Source organism: Microbispora rosea (assembly GCF_900156315.1).
Classification (GTDB): Bacteria; Actinomycetota; Actinomycetes; order Streptosporangiales; family Streptosporangiaceae; genus Microbispora; species Microbispora rosea.
This window is the reverse complement of the sequence record NZ_FTNI01000035.1, coordinates 66989-85381: the sequence shown is the minus strand read 5'-3', so window position 1 is coordinate 85381 and position 18393 is coordinate 66989. Positions and strand designations below refer to the sequence as shown.

The following is an 18393-nucleotide window of genomic DNA, read 5'->3' as shown; positions in this document are numbered from 1 at the left end:
CTCTGCTCACGTCGCCCGTGTGGGCGGTCGGGGCGGCGGCTAGATTGTCCCACTGGGAGTAGGTACGCGATGCAGAGTTGGCAGATGGCCGGGCCGGCGGGCTGGGAACAGCGGTTCCGGCCCATGGTCACCGTGGTGCCCTACGTGCTGCTGGCCGTCATGGCCGCCCTGACCATCGCCTTCAAGCACGACCAGCCCGGCTCCCTCGCCATCGATCTCATGCTCTGCGCGGCGGCCGCGGTGTGGAGCCTGGCGCTCTTCACACTGCACCCGGCGTGGCGCGACCGGGTCGGCGTGATGGGCGTCTTCCTGGCAGGCCTGATCCTGTTCGGGCTGGTCATGGTCCTGCGCAATCCGTGGTTCGGCTTGTACACGCCGGCGCTGTACTTCTACGCGTACCGAATCATCGGCTGGCCGCGCGAGCTGTACTTCATCGCCGGCGTCGCGGTGGTGGCCGGAACCGCGCAGTCGGCCGGCCTGGACACCGGCTCCTGGGTCGGCCGCCTCGAGTACCTGGGGATCCTGCTCGTCAACATCGCGCCGATGTGCCTGCTGGCCTGGATGGGCCAGATCGGCGAGCGGTACTACGACTCCCGGGAGGCGGCGCTGCGCGAGGCCCGGGAGGCCAACGCGCGGCTGGCCGCGGCGCTGGCCGAGAACGCGGCGCTGCAGGGCCGGCTGGTGGAGCAGGCCCGCGCGGCCGGCGTCCTGGGCGAGCGGGCCCGGATGGCCCGGGAGATCCACGACACGCTGGCCCAGAGCCTGACCGGCATCGTCACGCAGTTGCAGGCCGCCGAGCACGCGGCGGACGACCCGGCCGCGTGGCGCCGGCACCACGAGGCGGCGACCGCGCTGGCCCGGGAGGGCCTGACCGAGGCGCGGCGCTCGGTGAACGAGTTGCGCCCGGAGCCGCTGGAGACCGGCCGCCTGGCCGACGCCGTCACCGAGGTGGCGGCCAGGTGGTCGGCCCGTCACGGCATCCCGGTCCAGGTCACGGTCACCGGCGAAACCCGCACGTTGCGCCCGGAGGCCGAGGTCGCCCTGTTACGGGTCGCCCAAGAGGCATTGGCCAACGTCGCCAAGCATGCCGGCACCGTCACCCGCGTCGGTCTCACGCTTTCCTACATGGACCAGCAGGTGGCCCTCGACGTCCGCGATGACGGCTGCGGCTTCGACCCGACCGCCCAGGTCGAGCGCGACGGGGGTTTCGGGCTGGTGGCGATGCGGCAGCGGATCGAGGCGCTGCCGGGCACGTTGCAGATCGAATCGGAGGTGGGGGGCGGGACGGGGATCTCGGCCTGCCTGCCCGCCGAGGCGCCGGAGGTGCGCGCGTGAGTGACCCGATCAAGCTGCTCATCGCCGACGACCACCCGGTGGTACGGGACGGGCTGAGCAGCATGTTCGCCCGCGACCCCGAGTTCACCGTGGTCGGCGAGGCGGCGGACGGGGCCGAGGCGGTCCGGCTGGCCGAGGCGCTCGGGCCGGACGTGATCCTGATGGACCTGCGGATGGCCGGCATGGACGGCGTCACCGCGATCGGCGAGCTGACCCGGCGCGGCGTGCCGGCCCGGGTGCTGGTGCTGACCACCTACGACACCGACAGCCACGTGCTGCCCGCGATCGAGGCCGGCGCCACCGGCTACCTGCTCAAGGACGCGCCGCGAGACGAGCTGCTGCGCGCCGTACGCGCGGCCGCCCGCGGCGAGGCCGCGCTTTCTCCGTCGGTCGCCGCCCGCCTGATGAGCCGGCTGCGGGCCCCGGCGCCGTCGACCGGCCCGTTGAGCCAGCGCGAGCTGGAGGTGCTGCGCCTGGTCGCGGCCGGGCACACCAACCGGGAGGCGGCCGCCCGGCTGTTCATCACCGAGGCCACGGTCAAGACGCACCTGCTCAACATCTATACGAAGCTCGACGTCAACGACCGTGCGGCCGCGGTCGCGGAGGGGTACAACCGCGGCCTGCTCGGTGCTCCCGAGCGTCCGTGAACGTACTCGGCGGTGAGGGGGTCAGCGGAAGACGACGGTGCGGTCGCCGTTGAGGAGGACGCGGTTCTCGCTGTGCCAGCGCACGGCCCTGGCCAGCACCTGCGCCTCCACGTCGCGGCCCGCGGTGACCAGCTCGCCCGGGTCGAGCGAGTGGTCCACGCGTGCCACGTCCTGTTCGATGATCGGTCCCTCGTCGAGGTCGGCGGTGACGTAGTGCGCGGTGGCGCCGATCAGCTTGACGCCGCGCTCGTGCGCCTGGTGGTAGGGCTTGGCGCCCTTGAACCCCGGCAGGAACGAGTGATGGATGTTGATCGCCCGGCCCTCCAGGCGCTTGCACATGTCGTCGCTCAGGATCTGCATGTAGCGGGCGAGCACGATCAGATCGGTGTCGAGCTCCTCGGCCAGCTCCAGGACGCGCCGCTCGGCCTCGGGCTTGGTGCCGGGCGTGACGGGCACGTGGTGGAACGGCACGCCGTAGAACTCGGCCAGCGGTTCGAGGTCCCGGTGGTTGGAGACGATGGCGGGGATCTCGACGTTCAGCGCGCCGACCCGCTGGCGGTAGAGCAGGTCGTTCACGCAGTGGCCGAACCTCGACACGAGCACGAGCGTCCTCGTCGGCGTCACGGCGTCCTTGATCTGCCAGGTCATCTGGAAGGAGTCGCCGACGTAGGAGAAGCCGCGGCGCAGCTCCTCGATGTCGCCGCGGCCCTCGGGCACCTCGAAGTGAACCCGCATGAAGAAGTGGCCGTTCGTGCGGTCGTTGAACTCCTGGCTCTGCAGGATGTCGCCCGCGTGCTGGACGAGGAAGCCGCTCACCGCGTAGACGATCCCCGGCCGGTCGACGCAGGAGAACGTGAGGACGAACTCGCGACCCTGGCGAGCGGACATGGATCCTCCTGAGTGCGTAATACGCAACATGGTGACGTATACGCAACAGAGTGACCCGTTGCGAGAAACAGGTCAAGAGCTTGATGCGCAATATGCGTAGAGTTGTGTCATGAGCAACGGGTTGGGTGACGGGGCGACCGTACAGTCCGTAGACCGCGCACTCACCATCCTGAAGTTGCTCGCCCGGGACGGCGAGCTCGGCGTCAGCGAGCTCGCGGCCACCCTCGGCGTGCACAGGTCCACCGCGTTCCGCCTGGTGGCGACGCTGGAGAGCCACGACCTGGTCGAGCAGGACACCGACCGCGGCAGGTATCGGCTCGGCGTGGGCGTGGTCAGGCTCGCCGGGGCGACCAGTGCGCGGCTCGACCTGGTGCGCGAGAGCCGGGCCGTCACGCCCGCGCTCGCCCGCGCGGTGGGGGAGACCGTCAACGTGGCCGTCCTCGCGGGCCGGGAGGCCCTGTACGTCGACCAGGTCGCCGGACCGTCGGCGCTCCAGCTGCACCACTGGGTGGGTCAGCGGATCCCCCTGCACGCGACGTCCAACGGCAAGGCCCTGCTCGCGCACGCGCCCGCCGCGCTGCGCGAGGAGGTGATCGCGGCCGGGTTGCCCGTCCTCGCCACGCGGACCGTCACCGATCCCGGCCGGCTGCGCGCGGAACTCGCCGAGGTGCGCCGCCGTGGGTACGCGACGGCGGTGGACGAACTGGAGGACGGCCTGAGCGCGGTCGCGGCGCCCGTCCTCGGTGCGGACGGCTCCGTCGTGGCCTCGCTCAGCGCGTCCGGCCCGAGCTTCCGGATGCCCGAGACGGCGATCGCCGCCGTGGCGGAGCAGGTCATGGCGGCAGCGCAGGAGGTGTCCGCCCGGATGGGATGGTTCGGCCCTGCCCGGCGCTGATCTGCGCCGTGCACGTTCGTCCGTGATCGCGGCGCCTCGTCGTTCAGCCGGTGCCGCTGCGGTAGGCGCCGGGTGGCGTTCCGTACTGGCGTTTGAAGGCGTGGGTGAAGGCGTACGGCGAGGTGTAGCCGACCTGCTGGGCGATCGTGTCGACGGGTGCGTCGCAGGTGCGCAGGAGCCGGGCGGCGGTGGTCAGGCGCCACCAGGTCAGGTAGGTGAGCGGCGGCCGTCCGACCAACTGGGTGAAGCGGCGGGCGAAGGCGGCGCGGGACAGGCGTGCCTGCCGGCCCAGCTCCTCGACGGTCCACCGCCGGCCCGGGTCCGCGTGGATGGCGCGGAGAGCGGCCGCGACGTACGGATCGTGCAGAGCCGCGACCCACCCTGCGCGGGAGTCGTCGCAGGAATGCCCGTCGCTGAACCAGGCCCGCAGTAGGTACAGCAGGAGCAGGTCCAGCAGCGTGGGGAGTGCGGCGTCGGCGCCGGGACGAGGCGGGCGCTGCAGTTCGGTCCCCAGGAGGTCGACCGCCGCGCGCAGCTCGGGATGCCGGCCTACCCGGGCGGGCAGGTGGATGACCTCGGGCAGGTCGCCCAGGAGTGGGTGGGGCCCGGATCGGTCCAGCAGGTAGGCGCCGCAGAGCATGACCGCCGTCGGCTGCCCGGCGGCGGGGCGCCCTGCGTCGCCGTAACGGATGCCGGAGAGGGGCGCGGGTGAATCGCTCATCGGGGTCGACGGGACGTCGGCCAGGCCATGGGCGGAGCCGCGCGGCAGGAACGCCACGTCGCCGGGCCCCAGCGCGACCGGCTCTGCCTCCGGTGGCAGGAGCCGGCACGTGCCCTGGAGTACGACGTGGAACCCGGCGGCCTGCGAGGCGGGAAACCAGCGGCCGAAAGGAGCGGATCGCGTGACCAGGGCCGCGTGCGGCCGGCCGGTGCGCGCCGTGCTGACGACGTCTGAGAGGACATCCACCTGATCACCGTAACCGAAGGCGATCAACAGAAGACGATGACGCAAACAGTCGAGCGGTTCGGCCATTCAGTCGTCTTCGTGCGCGGCTTTACGGTGCGATGGGCGCTGTGACCCGCACGGCGCCGGATCGCACCTCCGGGAGACCTCAGATGAAGATCGCCGTATTCGGCGCGAACGGATACCAGGGGAAGCTCGTCGTCGCCGAGCTGGCACGGCGCGGCGTCGAGGCCGTCCTGGTCGGCCGTGACCCCGTCCGCGTGGCAGAGGCCGCAGCCTCGGTCGGCCATCCCGACGCGGAAAGACGTGTCGCCGCCGTCGACGACCATCCCGGGCTCGTGGAGGCACTGCGCGGCTGTGACGCGGTCGTCAACTGCGCCGGGCCGTTCACTCCGTCGGGTGCGGCAGTGGTGCGCGCCGCGATCGCGGCCGGCCTGCACTATGTCGACACCGCGGGTGAGCAGCTCTACATCAACGGCGTCTTCGAGACTTTCGCGGCGGCGGCCGAGGCGGCCGGTGTCACCGTGGTGCCCGCCACCACCGACGCATGCCTGCCCGCCGACCTCCTCGCCCACCGACTCGCCGCCCGGCTCGGGCCGTTGGACGAGCTCACCAGCACCCATGTGATCGTCGGAGGCGGCGGACCGTCACGCGGCTCGCTGCGCTCGGTGATCGAAACCATCGAGTCGGTCAGGGCGGGCGGGCTCACCTATGACGACGGAGCGTGGCGGCCGGGCGTCCCGGCCCGGCGCGGTGCGGTCACCCTGCCGGGGGAGCCCGAGGCGATCCCGGTGGCGCGCTTCCCCCTGCCGGAGGTGGTCACCGTCCCGCGGCACGTCGCCGTCCGGCACATGGAGGGACTGGCCGAGGCGGAACTGGTGGAGCGGCTGAACAGGCCGATGCCGGCGGAGGTTGTCGCGCGCCTGCCTGAAGGGCCGAGCGAGGAGAGCCGCCGGGGGCAGCGCTTCACCTACGTGCTCGACGCCCTCGGCGCCGACGGTCGCCGTGCCCGCGGCGTCGTGCGGGGCGCCGACACCTACGGCACCACCGCGGTGATCGCCGTCGAGAGCGCGTGCCGCCTGGTCGCCGAGCCGGTGAGGGCGGGGGTCCTCGCCCCCGCCCTGGCGTTCGACTCCCTGGCGTTCCTTGACCGTCTCGCCCGCCGCGGGATTCGCTGGAGCATCGAGGAGCCGCCGGCCGGCTGACCCCCCGGATTCCCGGCGGGCCTCGCGCCACCCCTCGCGCGTCTCGTCCAGGCTGGGCGCCGCACATTCGAGAGGGTGCGGTTTCGCCCGGTTTTTGATGCTTGACACCCGGGATGCGACACGTCACGCTTGTTGCGTTAAACGCATAATGTTGCGAATTGTGCAACAAAATATGCAGCAACGGAGGTGGGTATGACGGGCCCGCGCGTCGTCATCATCGGAGCAGGCGTCGTCGGTGCGGCGCTCGCCGACGAACTGTCGGCCCGGGGCTGGACGGACGTCACCGTGGTCGACCAGGGCTCGGTGCCCGCGACCGGAGGCTCCTCCTCGCACGCCCCGGGACTGGTCTTCCAGATCAACGGGTCGAAGACCATGACCGAGATGGCGCGCTACACCGTCGAGAAGCTCTGCTCCCTCGACCTCGACGGCGAGCCCTGCTTCCTCCAGGTGGGCGGGCTGGAGGTCGCGACCAGCCCGGAACGGCTTGCCGAGCTGCACAGGCGGCACGGCTGGGCCACGTCCTGGGGCGTCGAGTCGCGCCTGCTCACCCCCGCCGAATGCGCCGAGCTCTTCCCCCTGCTCGACCCCGGAGTCGTGCTCGGCGGCCTGCACATCCCCACCGACGGCGTCGCCAAGGCCGTACGCGCGGTCGAGGCGCAGCTCAGGCGCGCCCGGTCCCGTGGCGTACGGGTGCTGGAGCGGCACGAGGTGCTCGACGTCCGCACCGAGGACGGCCGGGTGACCGCAGTGGTGACCGACCAGGGGGAGATCCCCGCCGACGTCGTGGTCTGCTGCGCCGGCATCTGGGGCCCGAAGGTCGCCGGCATGGTCGGGATGCCGCTGCCGCTCACCCCGCTCGCCCACCAGCTCGCCTGGACGGGGCAGGTGCCCGACCTCGCCGGACGCGAGGAGGAGGCGACGCTGCCGATCCTGCGCCACCAGGACGCCGACCTCTACTATCGCCAGCGGTTCGACGGCGTCGGCATCGGCTACTACGGCCACCGGCCGATGCCGGTTAGCCCCGAGGACCTGCTGTCCGTGGACGAGGCCGAGGTCATGCCGTCGGTGCTCACGTTCACGCCGGAGGACTTCGAGGACGCCTGGACCGAGACGCAGCGGCTGCTGCCCGGCACCCGCGCGGCCAAGCTCGACGAGGGCATCAACGGCCTGTTCTCCTTCACCCAGGACCACATGCCCCTCATGGGCGAGTCGCCCGACGTGAAGGGCTTCTGGGTCGCCGAGGCGGTCTGGGTGACCCACTCCGCGGGCGTCGGCAGGGCGATGGCCGAGTGGCTGGTCGACGGTCACTGCTCGTCCTTCGACCTGCACGAGTGCGACGTCAACCGGTTCGAGCCGCACCAGCTCGCGCCCGATTACGTGCTGGCCCGCGACTGCCAGAACTTCGTCGAGGTCTACGACATCATCCACCCGCTCCAGCCGATGGAGGAGCCGCGGCCACTCCGCCTCAGCCCCTTCCACACCCGGCAGCGCGAGCTGGACGCCTTCTTCCTGGAGGCCGTCGGTTACGAGCGGCCGCAGTGGTACGGCGCGAACGCCCGCCTGCTGGAGGGCCGCGACATCCCCACGCCCGACGACTGGGCGGCGCGCTACTGGTCGCCCATCGTCGGCGCGGAGGCCCAGGCGTCCCGCGAGTCCGTCGCGCTGTACGACATGACCGCGCTGAAGCGCCTGGAGGTGGCCGGCCCGGGCGCCCTCGCCTTCCTGCAGCGGCTGACGACGGGCCAGATGGACAAGTCGGTCGGCTCGGTGACCTACTGCCTGCTGCTCGACACCGACGGCGGCATCCGCAGCGACGTGACCGTCGCCCGGCTGGGCCGCGACGTGTTCCAGGTCGGCGCCAACGGCAACCTCGATCTCGACTGGTTCCACCGTCACCTGCCCCCGGACGGCTCGGTCATGGTCCGCGACATCACCGCGGGCACCTGCTGCCTCGGCGTGTGGGGCCCGCGTGCCCGCGACCTCGTCCAGCCGCTGACCGACGCCGACTTCTCCAACCAGGGCTTCCGCTACTTCCGGGCGAAGAAGGCGTACATCGGCACCGTGCCGGTCACCGCGCTGCGGCTGTCGTACATCGGCGAGCTGGGCTGGGAGCTCTACACCACCGCCGACCTGGGCGCCAAGCTGTGGGACACGCTCTGGCAGGCCGGGCAGCGGCACGGCATCATCGCCGGCGGGCGCGGCGCCTTCGCGAGCCTGCGGCTGGAGAAGGGCTACCGGTCATTCGGCACCGACATGACCTTCGAGCACGACCCGTACGAGGCCGGGCTCGGGTTCGCGGTGAAAATGGACAAGGGCGACTTCGTCGGCCGCGAGGCGCTGGAGCGGCGGAAGGAGAACGTGCGCCGCCGCCTCACCTGCCTGACCGTCGACGACCCCACCCAGGTGGTGATGGGCAAGGAACCGGTGTACGACGGCGAGAGCGCCGTCGGCTACGTCACCAGCGCGGCCTTCGGCTACACGATCGGCAAGGGCATCGCCTACGCCTGGCTGCCCGCCGAGCTGGCCACGCCGGGACGGACGCTGGAGATCGGCTACTTCGACCGGCGGGTGACCGCCGTGGTCGCCGAGGAGCCCCTGTTCGACCCGGCCATGGAACGGCTGCGCAGCTAGTGAGGACTGAAGTGAACGATTCGGTGATGGACGCGCCGCTCGCCGAGGCCGATCCGGAGGTCGCGGCGGCGATCGGCGAGGAGACGCGCCGCCAGCGAACCACGCTGGAGATGATCGCCTCGGAGAACTTCGCGCCCGTCTCGGTGATGCAGGCGCAGGGCTCGGTGCTCACCAACAAGTACGCCGAGGGCTACCCGGGCAGGCGCTACTACGGCGGCTGCGAGCACGTCGACGTGATCGAGCGGCTGGCGATCGACCGGGTGAGGGCGCTGTTCGGCGCGGAGGCGGCGAACGTGCAGCCCCACTCGGGGGCGCAGGCCAACGCCGCGGCCATGTCCGCGCTGCTGGAGCCGGGCGACACGATCCTCGGTCTCGACCTCGCGCACGGCGGCCACCTCACCCACGGCATGCGGATCAACTTCTCCGGCCGCCTCTACAACGTCGTGGCCTACCACGTGCGCGAGAGCGACAGCCTCGTGGACATGGACGAGGTCGGGCGGCTCGCCCGCGAGCACCGGCCCAAGCTGATCATCGCGGGCTGGTCGGCCTACCCGCGCCACCTCGACTTCGCCGCCTTCCGGCGCATCGCCGACGAGGTCGGGGCGTACCTGATGGTGGACATGGCGCACTTCGCCGGGCTGGTCGCGGCGGGGCTGCACCCGTCGCCGGTGCCGCACGCGCACGTCGTCACCACGACCACGCACAAGACGCTCGGCGGGCCCAGGGGCGGGGTGATCCTGTCCACCGAGGACCTCGCGAAGAAGATCAACTCGTCGGTGTTCCCGGGCCAGCAGGGCGGTCCGCTTGAACACGTCATCGCGGCCAAGGCCGTCGCGTTCAAGATCGCGGCGGGCGACTGGTTCCGCGACCGGCAGCGCCGCACGCTGGAGGGCGCGCGGATCCTCGCCGACCGGCTGCTCGCCCCCGACGCCGCCGAGACGGGCGTACGGGTGCTGTCCGGCGGGACGGACGTCCACCTGGTGCTGGTCGACCTGCGCGCATCGGAGCTGGACGGCCGCCAGGCCGAGGACCGGCTCCACGAGGCCGGGATCACGGTCAACCGCAACGCGGTGCCGTTCGACCCCCGGCCCCCGATGGTCACCTCCGGGCTGCGGATCGGCACTCCGGCCCTGGCCACCCGGGGGTTCGCCCGTCCCGAGTTCGAGGAGGTCTCCGACGTGATCGCCCAGGTGCTGCGTCCCGGCGCGGACCTGACGGCGCTGCGCGCCCGGGTCGAGGCCCTCGCCGCCAAGCACCCGCTCTACCCCGGCCTGAACGGAGCGGCCCAGTGAGCCCCGAAACTCAAGGGCGCAGGACGCCGGGCGCGGACCTGCCCGACCACCCCGACCGGCTGTGGCGCTCGGCCGAGCCCAAGCGCGCGTACGACGTGGTGATCGTCGGCGGCGGCGGGCACGGCCTGGCCACGGCCTACTACCTGGCCAAGAACCACGGCATCACGAACGTCGCCGTGCTGGAGCGCGGCTGGCTCGCGGGCGGCAACATGGCCCGCAACACCACCATCATCCGGTCCAACTACCTGTGGGACGAGAGCGCGGGCATCTACGAGCACGCGCTGAAGCTGTGGGAGGGGCTGGAGGAGGACCTCGGCTACCCCCTGCTGTTCAGCCAGCGCGGCGTGCTCAACCTGGCGCACAGCCTGCAGGACGTGCGTGACAGCGTGCGCCGGGTCAACGCCAACCGGCTCAACGGCGTGGACGCCGAGTGGCTGACGCCGGAGCAGGTCAAGGAGGTCTGCCCGATCGTCGACATCTCGCCCGGCGTGCGCTATCCGGTGCTCGGCGGCACCTACCAGCCCAGGGCCGGCATCGCCAAGCACGACTACGTGGCATGGGGCTACGCGAAGGCGGCGGCCGACCTCGGGGTCGACATGATCGAGCACTGCGAGGTGACCGGCCTCGACGTGCGCGACGGCCGGGTGACCGGCGTCCAGACCACCCGCGGCCCGATCGCGGCAGGGAAGGTCGCGCTCGCCGCCGCAGGGCACTCCTCGGTCGTCGCCGGATACGCCGGGGTGTCGCTGCCGCTGCAGAGCCACCCGCTGCAGGCGCTGGTGTCGGAGCTGCTCGAACCGGTGCACCCCACCGTCGTCATGTCGAACGCGGTCCACGTCTACGTGAGCCAGGCGCACAAGGGCGAGCTGGTCATGGGGGCGGGCATCGACGCGGCCAACTCCTACCGTCAGCGCGGCGCGTTCCACATCATCGAGCGGCAGATGTCGGCCGCGCTGGAGCTGTTCCCGGTCTTCGCCCGGGCGCACGTGCTGCGGACCTGGGGCGGCGTGGTGGACGTGACCCCCGACGCCTCGCCCGTCGTCGGCCTCACCCCCGTCGAGGACCTGTACGTCAACTGCGGCTGGGGCACCGGAGGGTTCAAGGCCACCCCGGGCGTCGGCTGGTGCTACGCCCACACCGTGGCCACCGGCGAGCCCCACCCGCTCAACGCCCCCTTCTCGCTCGACCGGTTCACCACCGGCAAGCTCGTCGACGAGCACGGCGCCGCCGCCGTCGCGCATTAACACCGGAGACAGACAGAATGCTGCTGATTCCCTGCCCGTGGTGCGGGCCGCGGGACGAGGCCGAGTTCCACTACGGGGGGCAGGCCCACGTCGCCTATCCGGAGGACCCGGCCGCCCTGTCCGACGAGGAGTGGGCCCGCTACCTGTTCTTCCGCGACAACCCCAAGGGACTGTTCGCGGAGCGGTGGAGCCACACCGCCGGATGCCGCCGCTGGTTCAACGCCGTACGGGACACCGCCACCAACGAGATCCACGCCGTGTATCGCGCGGGCGAGCCGCGGCCGGTGATCGCATGAGCGAGCGTAGCGAGCGAACCGGCGGGGCCGCCGTACAGCCGTATCGGCGTGAGGGGGCGACGGGAAAGACGCTGCGCTTCCGGTTCGACGGCCGGGAGTACGCGGGCCTGGAGGGCGACACGCTGGCCTCGGCGCTGCTCGCCAACGGCGTGCGCGCGGTGGCGAGCAGCATCAAGCTCGGCCGCCCGCGCGGCGTGTACGCGGCGGGCAGCGAGGAGCCCAACGCGCTCGTCCAGATCGAGGAGCCCTTCCCCGAGCCCATGCTCACGGCCACGACGGTCGAGCTGTACGACGGCCTGGTCGCCACGGGCCTGCCGGGACAGGGCAGGCTGGCCGACCGCCCCGACCCGGCGCGCTACGACGCCGTGCACGCGCACTGCGACGTGCTCGTGGTCGGCGCGGGACCGGCCGGCATCGCCGCCGCGGGCGTGGCCGCGCGGGCCGGCGCCCGGGTGATCCTCGCCGACGAGCGGCCCGAGCCGGGCGGCAGCCTGCTCGGCACGGCCGAGACGCTCGACGGCGCGCCCGGTCGCGAGTGGGCGGCCGGGGAGGCGGCCGCGCTGGCCGCCCTGCCGGAGGTGCGCGTGCTGCGCCGCACCACGGTCCTCGGTCACTACGACGACAACTACGTCATCGCGGTGGAGCGCCGGACGAACCACCTGGGCGCCCAGGCGCCCGCCGACGTGGCGCGCGAGCGCGTGTGGCGCATCCGGGCCAGGCGCGTGGTGCTGGCGACCGGCGGCCATGAGCGGTTCGTCGCCTTCGCCGGGAACGACCTGCCCGGCGTGATGCTGGCGGGCGCGGCCCGCACCTACGCGAACCACTACCGCGTCCTGCCCGGCTCGCGAGCGGTGGTGTTCACCACCAACGACAGCGCGTACGCCGCGGCGCTCGACCTCGCCCGCGCCGGTGTCGAGATCGCCGCGATCGCCGACGTACGGCACGCCCCCGGCGAGACCTGGGTGGCGCGCTGCGCCGAGCGCGGCATCGAGGTCCTGACCGGCCACGTGGTCACCGCCGTGAAGGGGGAGGGCGAGGTCTCCTCGGTCGAGGTCGCTCCGCGCCCGGAAGCACAGGGCTCGGGTGGCCAGGCCCGGGAGATCCCCGCCGACCTGCTGCTCGTGTCCGGCGGCTGGACGCCGGTGGTGCACCTGTTCAGCCAGGCCGGGGGCACGCTGCGCTACGACGAGGAGCTGGGCGCGTTCACGCCCGGCGAGACGCGCCAGGCGGTGGAGGCCGCCGGGTTCGCCCGGGGCGTCCGCACGCTGCGGGAATGCCTGGAGGACGGCGCCGAGGCGGGCCGCCGCGCGCTCGCCGGGGCCGGTCTCACCGCGCCGCCCGAGATCGACGTCCCTGCCGCCGAGGAGGAGCCCGCCGCCGCACCCGCCGAGCATGTGTGGCTCGTGGAGAGCGGCGACTACGGCACGCACTTCGTGGACCTGCAGCGGGACGTCACCGTGGCGGAGGTGCTGCGCGCGACGGGCGCGGGCCTGAGCTCGGTCGAGCATGTCAAGCGCTACACCACGGCGGGCACGGCGCACGACCAGGGCAAGACGTCCGGGCTGCTGACCGGCGGTGTCGTGGCGCACGCGCTCGGCGTCGACGTCGCCGAGCTGGGGACCACGACGTTCCGCGCGCCGTACACGCCGGTGTCGTTCGCCGCGCTGGCGGGCCGCGACCGGGGGCCGCTGCACGACCCGGTGCGCGTCACCGCGCTGCACGAGTGGCACGTGGCGCGCGGAGCGCTGTTCGAGAACGTCGGCCAGTGGAAGCGGCCCTGGTACTACCCGCAGCAGGGCGAGGGCCCGGGTGAGGACATGGAGGCCGCCGTGCTGCGCGAGTGCCGGGCGGCCCGCGAGGACGTGGCCGCGATGGACGCCTCCACGCTCGGGAAGATCGACGTGGTCGGCCCCGACGCGGCGGTGCTCCTCGACCGGCTCTACACGAACATGATGAGCACGCTCAAGGTCGGCTCCATCCGCTACGGCGTGATGTGCCGCCCCGACGGCATGGTCTTCGACGACGGCACCGTCATCCGGCTGGCGGACGACCGCTTCCTCGTCACCACGACGACCGGCAACGCGGCCGCGGTGCTCGACTGGATGGAGGAGTGGCTGCAGACCGAGTGGCCGGACCTGCGGGTCCACTGCACGTCGGTCACCGAGCAGTGGGCGACCGTCGCGCTCGTCGGGCCGCGCTCCCGCGAGGTGCTGGCGCGGCTCGCGCCGGGTCTGGCGGTGGACAACGACAGCTTCCCCTTCATGACGTGGCGGGACGCCGAGGTCGCCGGGATCGAGGCGCGGGTCTGCCGGATCAGCTTCTCTGGCGAGCTGGCCTACGAGATCAACGTGTCCTCCTGGTACGGGCTCGCCCTGTGGGAGGCGGTCATGGCGTCCGGCGAGGTCACGCCGTACGGCACCGAGACCATGCACGTGCTGCGTGCCGAGAAGGGGTTCCCGATCGTCGGTCAGGACACCGACGGCACGGTCACCCCCCAGGACCTCGGCATGGAGTGGATCGTCTCGAAGAAGAAGGCCGACTTCGTCGGCAAGCGGTCCTTCGCCCGGGCGGACACCTCCCGGCCCGACCGCAAGCACCTGGTCGGCCTGCTGCCCGAGGACCCCGGCGTGCTGCTGCCCGAGGGCGCCCACCTCGTGGACACCTCGGCGCTGCCCGAGCCGCCGGTCCCGACGCTCGGCTTCGTCACCTCCAGCTACCGCAGCGCCGCGCTGGGCCGTACGTTCGCGCTCGCGCTGGTGAGTGGCGGACGCGAGCGGATCGGCGAGCGGCTGTACGCGCCGGTCGGGGCGGACCTGGTGCCCGTCACCGTGACTTCGCACGTCCTGTACGACCCGGAAGGAGCGCGCCGCGATGGTTGAGCCGGCGGCTGTGTCGATGGCTGAGCGCAGGAGTCCGGCCGCGGCGTTCGCGGCCAGGTTCGAGGCGGCGAGCGCGGGCGGCGGCCTGCGCCTGGCCGAGATCCCCTTCCTGTCCCAGATCAACCTCCGGGTGGACCCCAAGAGCCCGGCGGCGGAGCGCATCGGGACGGCGATGGGGGTGCCGCTGCCGATGGAGCCCGGCACCGCGGCGGGCGGCGGCGACCTGGAGGTCCTGTGGCTCGGGCCCGACGAGTGGCTGGTGGTCGGTCCCGATGGCGCCGCTCCGGGGCTTGTGGAGCGGCTTGCCGAGGCGGCGGCCGGCGAGCACGTCTCGGTCGTCGACGTGTCGGCCCAGCGCACCGCCCTGGTGGTCGCCGGGGAGCGGGCGCGGGACGTGCTGGCCCACGGCTGCGTGCTGGACCTGCACCCCCGGGTGTTCGGCCCGGGGCGGGTCGCCCAGACCACGCTGGCCAGGGCGGGAGTCGTCCTGGTCGCCGGTGAGGACGGTTTCCGCCTGCTGGTCCGCTCGTCCTTCGCCGCGTACGTCGCGGAGTGGCTGCTCGACGCGTCCGTCGAGTACGTCACGTCCCCGGCCGGGGAGGCCGACCCGGCCTGACGCCGGGCCGCGGTCCTGCCGGTCAGGCGTGTGACATAGCATCGAGGGCGCTCGTAAGGAGGGCAGTCCGCACCCCGGTGGGAGACCATGTTCCGCACGCTGATGAAGTCGAAGATCCACCGCGCGACCGTCACGCAGGCCGATCTGCACTACGTCGGCTCGGTGACCATCGACGCGGACCTGATGGCCGAGGCCGACCTCGTCGAGGGTGAGAAGGTCGACATCGTCGACATCGACAACGGCAACCGCCTGTCCACCTACGTGATCGAGGGCCCGGCCGGCTCCGGCGTCATCGGAATCAACGGCGCCGCCGCCCGCCTCATCTCGGTCGGCGACCTTGTGATCATCATCGCGTACGCGCTGGTCGCCGAGGAGGAGGTCAAGGCGCTCAAGCCCCGCGTCGTCTTCGTCGACAAGGACAACAAGCCGCTGCACGTGGGCTCCGACCCCGCCGCCGTGCCCGACGGCATGGGCCTGACCCCCGGCGACCACGTCGCGTAGGAGGCCGGGGAACTCCCGCGCTGTCCGGTGAGGCCGGTCGTCTCGCGCGCCCGCTCGCCACGATCCGCCCGCCACGATCCGCCCGCCCCATGCCGAACTCGGCCGCAGGGGTGTCGTCGAACCGCTCGGCAGCCTCACGTCGGATGACGGCGTAACCGAGGTGCCCGGCGGCCCCATGGAGCTGATCGCCCGCCGCTCCACCGCCCCGCCGTGCGGATGTCCGGCGGGGCGCCGGCTTGTCGACGTCTCGCGCTGCCGAACCCCCTTCGGGGTTCGGCTTTTCGGGTTCGGTGGTAATCCTGGGGCTTCTGCGAGGACTACTTGGCGTGAACGATTCCGAAGAACGCTTCACGAACCTCTACGACCGGCATTACCGGGCGGTGCTGGGATACGCACTGCTGCGCGCCGACCACAGCGTCGCCGAGGACGTGTGCAGCGAGACCTTCCTGGTCGCCTGGCGGCGCCTGGCCGAGCTGCCCGAGCCCGTGCTGCCCTGGTTGCTCGGCGTGGCCCGCAACCTGCTGGCCAAGCAGCGCGACTCGCGTGGCCGGCGCAAGGCGCTGGTGGACCGCATCGCCGCGCTCGGCACCGAGCGCGACAACGTGGCCTGGGACATCGCCGACCATGTCGTCGACCGGGACACCGCGCTGGCCGCGCTGGCGACCCTGCCCGAGCAGGACGTGGAGGCGATGGCGCTGGCGAGCTGGCACGGCCTGCCGCCCGAGCAGGCCGCAGCCGTCATGGGCTGCTCCACCCGCACCTACAACGTGCGGCTGCATCGTGCCCGCAAACGACTGGTCCGGGCGTTACGCGCCGAATCGAACAGGAGCACCTCACCGGCGCGGACCGCCGCCGGCAGGCAGCGGTTCGCGGAGGAGACGTGATGGCCGCCGAACCCCCTCGCAGCACTTCCCCGGAGGAACGCATGACCGACCGTATGTTCGCCCAGCTCAAGCCCGCACGGCTGGAGGAGCTGACCGAGGCGGCCCACAGCCGCCACCGCGCGGACGACCTCGCCCGTGCCTTCCGCACCCCGCCCGCACCGCCGAAGGCGGCCGTACCGTTCAGGCGGCGCCCGTTGCTTCTGAGTGGCGGCCTGGTGGCCGCCGGGCTCGCCGCAGCAGTGATCGTCGCTCCCCACGTGGCCCCGCAGCCCGGGCCGGCCCCCTCGGCCGCGCTTTCGCGGACCGTCGCCACCCGTCCCGCCGCCCTCGACGCCCGTAGCGTGCTGCTGGCCGCCGCCGAGAGCGCGGCGAGGACTCCGGCGAGCACCGGCCGCTACTGGTACACCCGCGAGCGCACCTTCAGCCGGGTCCGGGTGGACGAAGACGCATATGTCGCCAAGCTGAAGGCTCTGGCCGCCGAGCGGGACAGGAGAGCGGCGTCCGGTTCGAAGGAGGCCGCCGACCGGTGGCTGGACGCGCAGGTGAGCAAACTGAAGAAGACGAGCGACTTGGCGTACGCCGCCTATTCGGGCAGCACCGACGAGAGCTGGCGTGCCCGCGCGAAGGGGGACGTCAACCGCAACGTCCGCAGGTCCGACGGGAAGATCACGTTCGGCTCGCCGGAGGACGAGGAGAAGTGGCGCAGCTCGGGATCGCCCCGTCTGATCAAGGGGGGCCGGACCGTCGACGACGACCGGCTCGACCGGGTCCTGTCGATCGACAACCCCAGCCTCACCATCCGGAACGTGGACCGGTTGCCCACCGGGGAGAAGGCATTCGGGCGGCGTCTGCACGAGCTGTACCGGGCACGCCCGTCCGGCGGCACGGACGAGGACTTCTCGGTCTACCTGTGGCAGACGGCCGTCGACCTGCTGAACGCCCCGATCACGCCGGGCACGCGGGCCGCGCTGTTCCGGGTGCTGGCCGGTGAGCAGGGCCTGACCGCGCTGGGCGAGCGTGCCGATTCGCTGGGGCGGACAGGGGCGGCCCTGGCGGCGACCGAACCCGGCGACCACGGCGAGTCCATCGAGTATCGGATCATCGTGGACCCGGGCTCGGGCAGGCTGCTGCAGTACGAGGTGGCTGGGGACGGCGCGTCCGCCCCCTACCTCCGGGTCACCCTGGTGGACGCCGGCTGGGTGGACGCCCTCGGCCGCCGGCCCTGACCTCCGTAGGTGACGGCGGGCCGGTCACGGCGGCGACGATCTCGCCGGGCCATGCCGCGACCGGCCCGCCGCCGACGCCTCAGAGGAGGGTCATCTGACCGGAGCCCGCGAGGGGGTCGCGGTGTTTGCGCAGGTGCCGCCACTGGGGGAGGTCGTCGAGGTAGGACCACGAGAGCCGGTGGTGCGGGGTCGGGCCCGTCTCCGCCAGCGCCTGCTGGTGGACGGGGGAGGGGTAGCCCGCGTTGGCGGCGAAGCCGTACGCCGGGTGCTCCTCGCCGATCTCCGCCATCAGACGGTCGCGGTGGACCTTGGCCAGCACCGACGCGGCGGCCACCGACACCGAGCGCTGGTCGGCCTTGATCTCGCACCGCACCCGCCACGGCCGGCCGAGGAAGTCGTGCGCGCCGTCGAGGAGCACCACGTCGGGCCGCAGCGGCAGGGCCTCCAGCGCACGGCACGCGGCCCGGCGCAGCGCCTCGGTCATGCCGACCTCGTCGATCTCCTCCGGTCCGGCCGCGCCGTACGCGTGACAGGTGAGCCACTCGGGCAGGACCGCGGCGAACGCCTCCCGCTGGGCCGGGCCGAGCAGCTTGGAATCGGTCAGCCGGACCGTGCGCTCCCCGCGTCCCGGCAGCTCGGGCGGCGGGCCGAAGGCGGTGACGGCCGCGCAGACCATCACCGGGCCCGCCCACGCGCCGCGGCCGACCTCGTCCACGCCCGCGATATGGACCGCCCCCGCGGCACGCAGCTCGTCCTCGATCTCGTATCCGGCCGCCCGCCGCGGGGATGTCGCGGGTGCGGCGGGGGATGGGGCGCCGGGCTCAAGTCCGGGCAGGGCGTCGGTCATCCCCGTATCTTCCCAGGCCCGGCGAGCCCTTCCCGGCCGATTC

16 protein-coding genes are annotated in these 18393 nt (G+C 72.7%); 13 read left to right on the top strand and 3 right to left on the bottom strand.

Features of this window, described 5'->3' with window-relative positions; all coding sequences use genetic code 11:
* Positions 1-84: 84 nt before the first annotated feature.
* Together BXA11_RS35460 and BXA11_RS35455 are read left to right on the top strand one after the other, a co-directional pair.
* Positions 85-1335 carry a sensor histidine kinase gene (locus tag BXA11_RS35460; protein ID WP_076441647.1) on the top strand — a complete coding sequence of 417 codons (1251 nt, stop codon included), beginning with the start codon at positions 85-87 and terminating at the stop codon, positions 1333-1335.
* Entirely contained in the window at positions 1332-1982 is a 651-nt protein-coding gene (locus BXA11_RS35455) for a response regulator (protein ID WP_030510634.1), read from the top strand. The genes BXA11_RS35460 and BXA11_RS35455 overlap by 4 nt, the downstream gene beginning before the upstream one ends.
* A gap of 21 nt (positions 1983-2003) precedes the next feature.
* On the opposite strand, the gene purU is transcribed toward BXA11_RS35455, so the two are convergent.
* A complete protein-coding gene (gene purU, locus BXA11_RS35450; RefSeq protein ID WP_030510633.1) occupies positions 2004-2870 on the bottom strand; it encodes a formyltetrahydrofolate deformylase in 867 nt (288 codons plus the stop codon).
* 109 nt (positions 2871-2979) lie between these two features.
* Between purU and BXA11_RS35445 the strand changes: the two genes are divergently transcribed.
* Positions 2980-3765, top strand: coding sequence for an IclR family transcriptional regulator (locus tag BXA11_RS35445; protein ID WP_076441645.1), 786 nt, complete (start codon positions 2980-2982; stop codon positions 3763-3765).
* A gap of 43 nt (positions 3766-3808) precedes the next feature.
* Here the strand turns inward: BXA11_RS35445 and BXA11_RS35440 are convergent, their stop codons facing one another.
* A complete protein-coding gene (locus BXA11_RS35440; protein WP_076441695.1) occupies positions 3809-4732 on the bottom strand; it encodes an AraC family transcriptional regulator in 924 nt (307 codons plus the stop codon).
* Between the two features lie 149 nt (positions 4733-4881).
* Here BXA11_RS35440 and BXA11_RS35435 point away from each other — a divergent pair, with 149 nt between their 5' ends.
* The 10 genes from BXA11_RS35435 to BXA11_RS35395 all read left to right on the top strand — a co-directional run bounded on the left by BXA11_RS35435 (position 4882) and on the right by BXA11_RS35395 (position 17503).
* Positions 4882-5934 carry a saccharopine dehydrogenase family protein gene (locus BXA11_RS35435; protein WP_076441643.1) on the top strand — a complete coding sequence of 351 codons (1053 nt, stop codon included), beginning with the start codon at positions 4882-4884 and terminating at the stop codon, positions 5932-5934.
* Between the two features lie 192 nt (positions 5935-6126).
* On the top strand, positions 6127-8565 hold the full coding sequence (locus BXA11_RS35430) for a GcvT family protein (protein ID WP_076441641.1): 2439 nt from the start codon (positions 6127-6129) through the stop codon (positions 8563-8565).
* 26 nt (positions 8566-8591) lie between these two features.
* Positions 8592-9857 carry a serine hydroxymethyltransferase gene (gene glyA, locus BXA11_RS35425; RefSeq protein ID WP_076441639.1) on the top strand — a complete coding sequence of 422 codons (1266 nt, stop codon included), beginning with the start codon at positions 8592-8594 and terminating at the stop codon, positions 9855-9857.
* Entirely contained in the window at positions 9854-11101 is a 1248-nt protein-coding gene (locus BXA11_RS35420) for a sarcosine oxidase subunit beta family protein (protein ID WP_076441637.1), read from the top strand. The genes glyA and BXA11_RS35420 overlap by 4 nt, the downstream gene beginning before the upstream one ends.
* A gap of 17 nt (positions 11102-11118) precedes the next feature.
* The gene (locus tag BXA11_RS44135; protein ID WP_030510626.1) at positions 11119-11397 is read left to right on the top strand and encodes a sarcosine oxidase subunit delta; all 279 of its coding nucleotides are present in this window, start codon (positions 11119-11121) and stop codon (positions 11395-11397) included.
* A complete protein-coding gene (locus tag BXA11_RS35415; protein ID WP_204053680.1) occupies positions 11394-14276 on the top strand; it encodes a 2Fe-2S iron-sulfur cluster-binding protein in 2883 nt (960 codons plus the stop codon). The genes BXA11_RS44135 and BXA11_RS35415 overlap by 4 nt, the downstream gene beginning before the upstream one ends.
* Positions 14269-14892, top strand: a complete 624-nt coding sequence (locus BXA11_RS35410) for a sarcosine oxidase subunit gamma (RefSeq protein WP_076441635.1) — start codon at positions 14269-14271, stop codon at positions 14890-14892. The genes BXA11_RS35415 and BXA11_RS35410 overlap by 8 nt, the downstream gene beginning before the upstream one ends.
* An 87-nt stretch (positions 14893-14979) precedes the next feature.
* Positions 14980-15393 carry an aspartate 1-decarboxylase gene (gene panD, locus BXA11_RS35405; protein ID WP_076441633.1) on the top strand — a complete coding sequence of 138 codons (414 nt, stop codon included), beginning with the start codon at positions 14980-14982 and terminating at the stop codon, positions 15391-15393.
* Positions 15394-15719: 326 nt separating this feature from the next.
* The gene (locus BXA11_RS35400) at positions 15720-16277 is read left to right on the top strand and encodes an RNA polymerase sigma factor (protein ID WP_076441631.1); all 558 of its coding nucleotides are present in this window, start codon (positions 15720-15722) and stop codon (positions 16275-16277) included.
* A gap of 41 nt (positions 16278-16318) precedes the next feature.
* Positions 16319-17503, top strand: a complete 1185-nt coding sequence (locus BXA11_RS35395) for a CU044_5270 family protein (RefSeq protein ID WP_076441629.1) — start codon at positions 16319-16321, stop codon at positions 17501-17503.
* Between the two features lie 79 nt (positions 17504-17582).
* Here the strand turns inward: BXA11_RS35395 and BXA11_RS35390 are convergent, their stop codons facing one another.
* Positions 17583-18350 carry a ribonuclease HII gene (locus tag BXA11_RS35390; protein WP_083744809.1) on the bottom strand — a complete coding sequence of 256 codons (768 nt, stop codon included), beginning with the start codon at positions 18348-18350 and terminating at the stop codon, positions 17583-17585.
* Positions 18351-18393 lie beyond the last annotated feature (43 nt).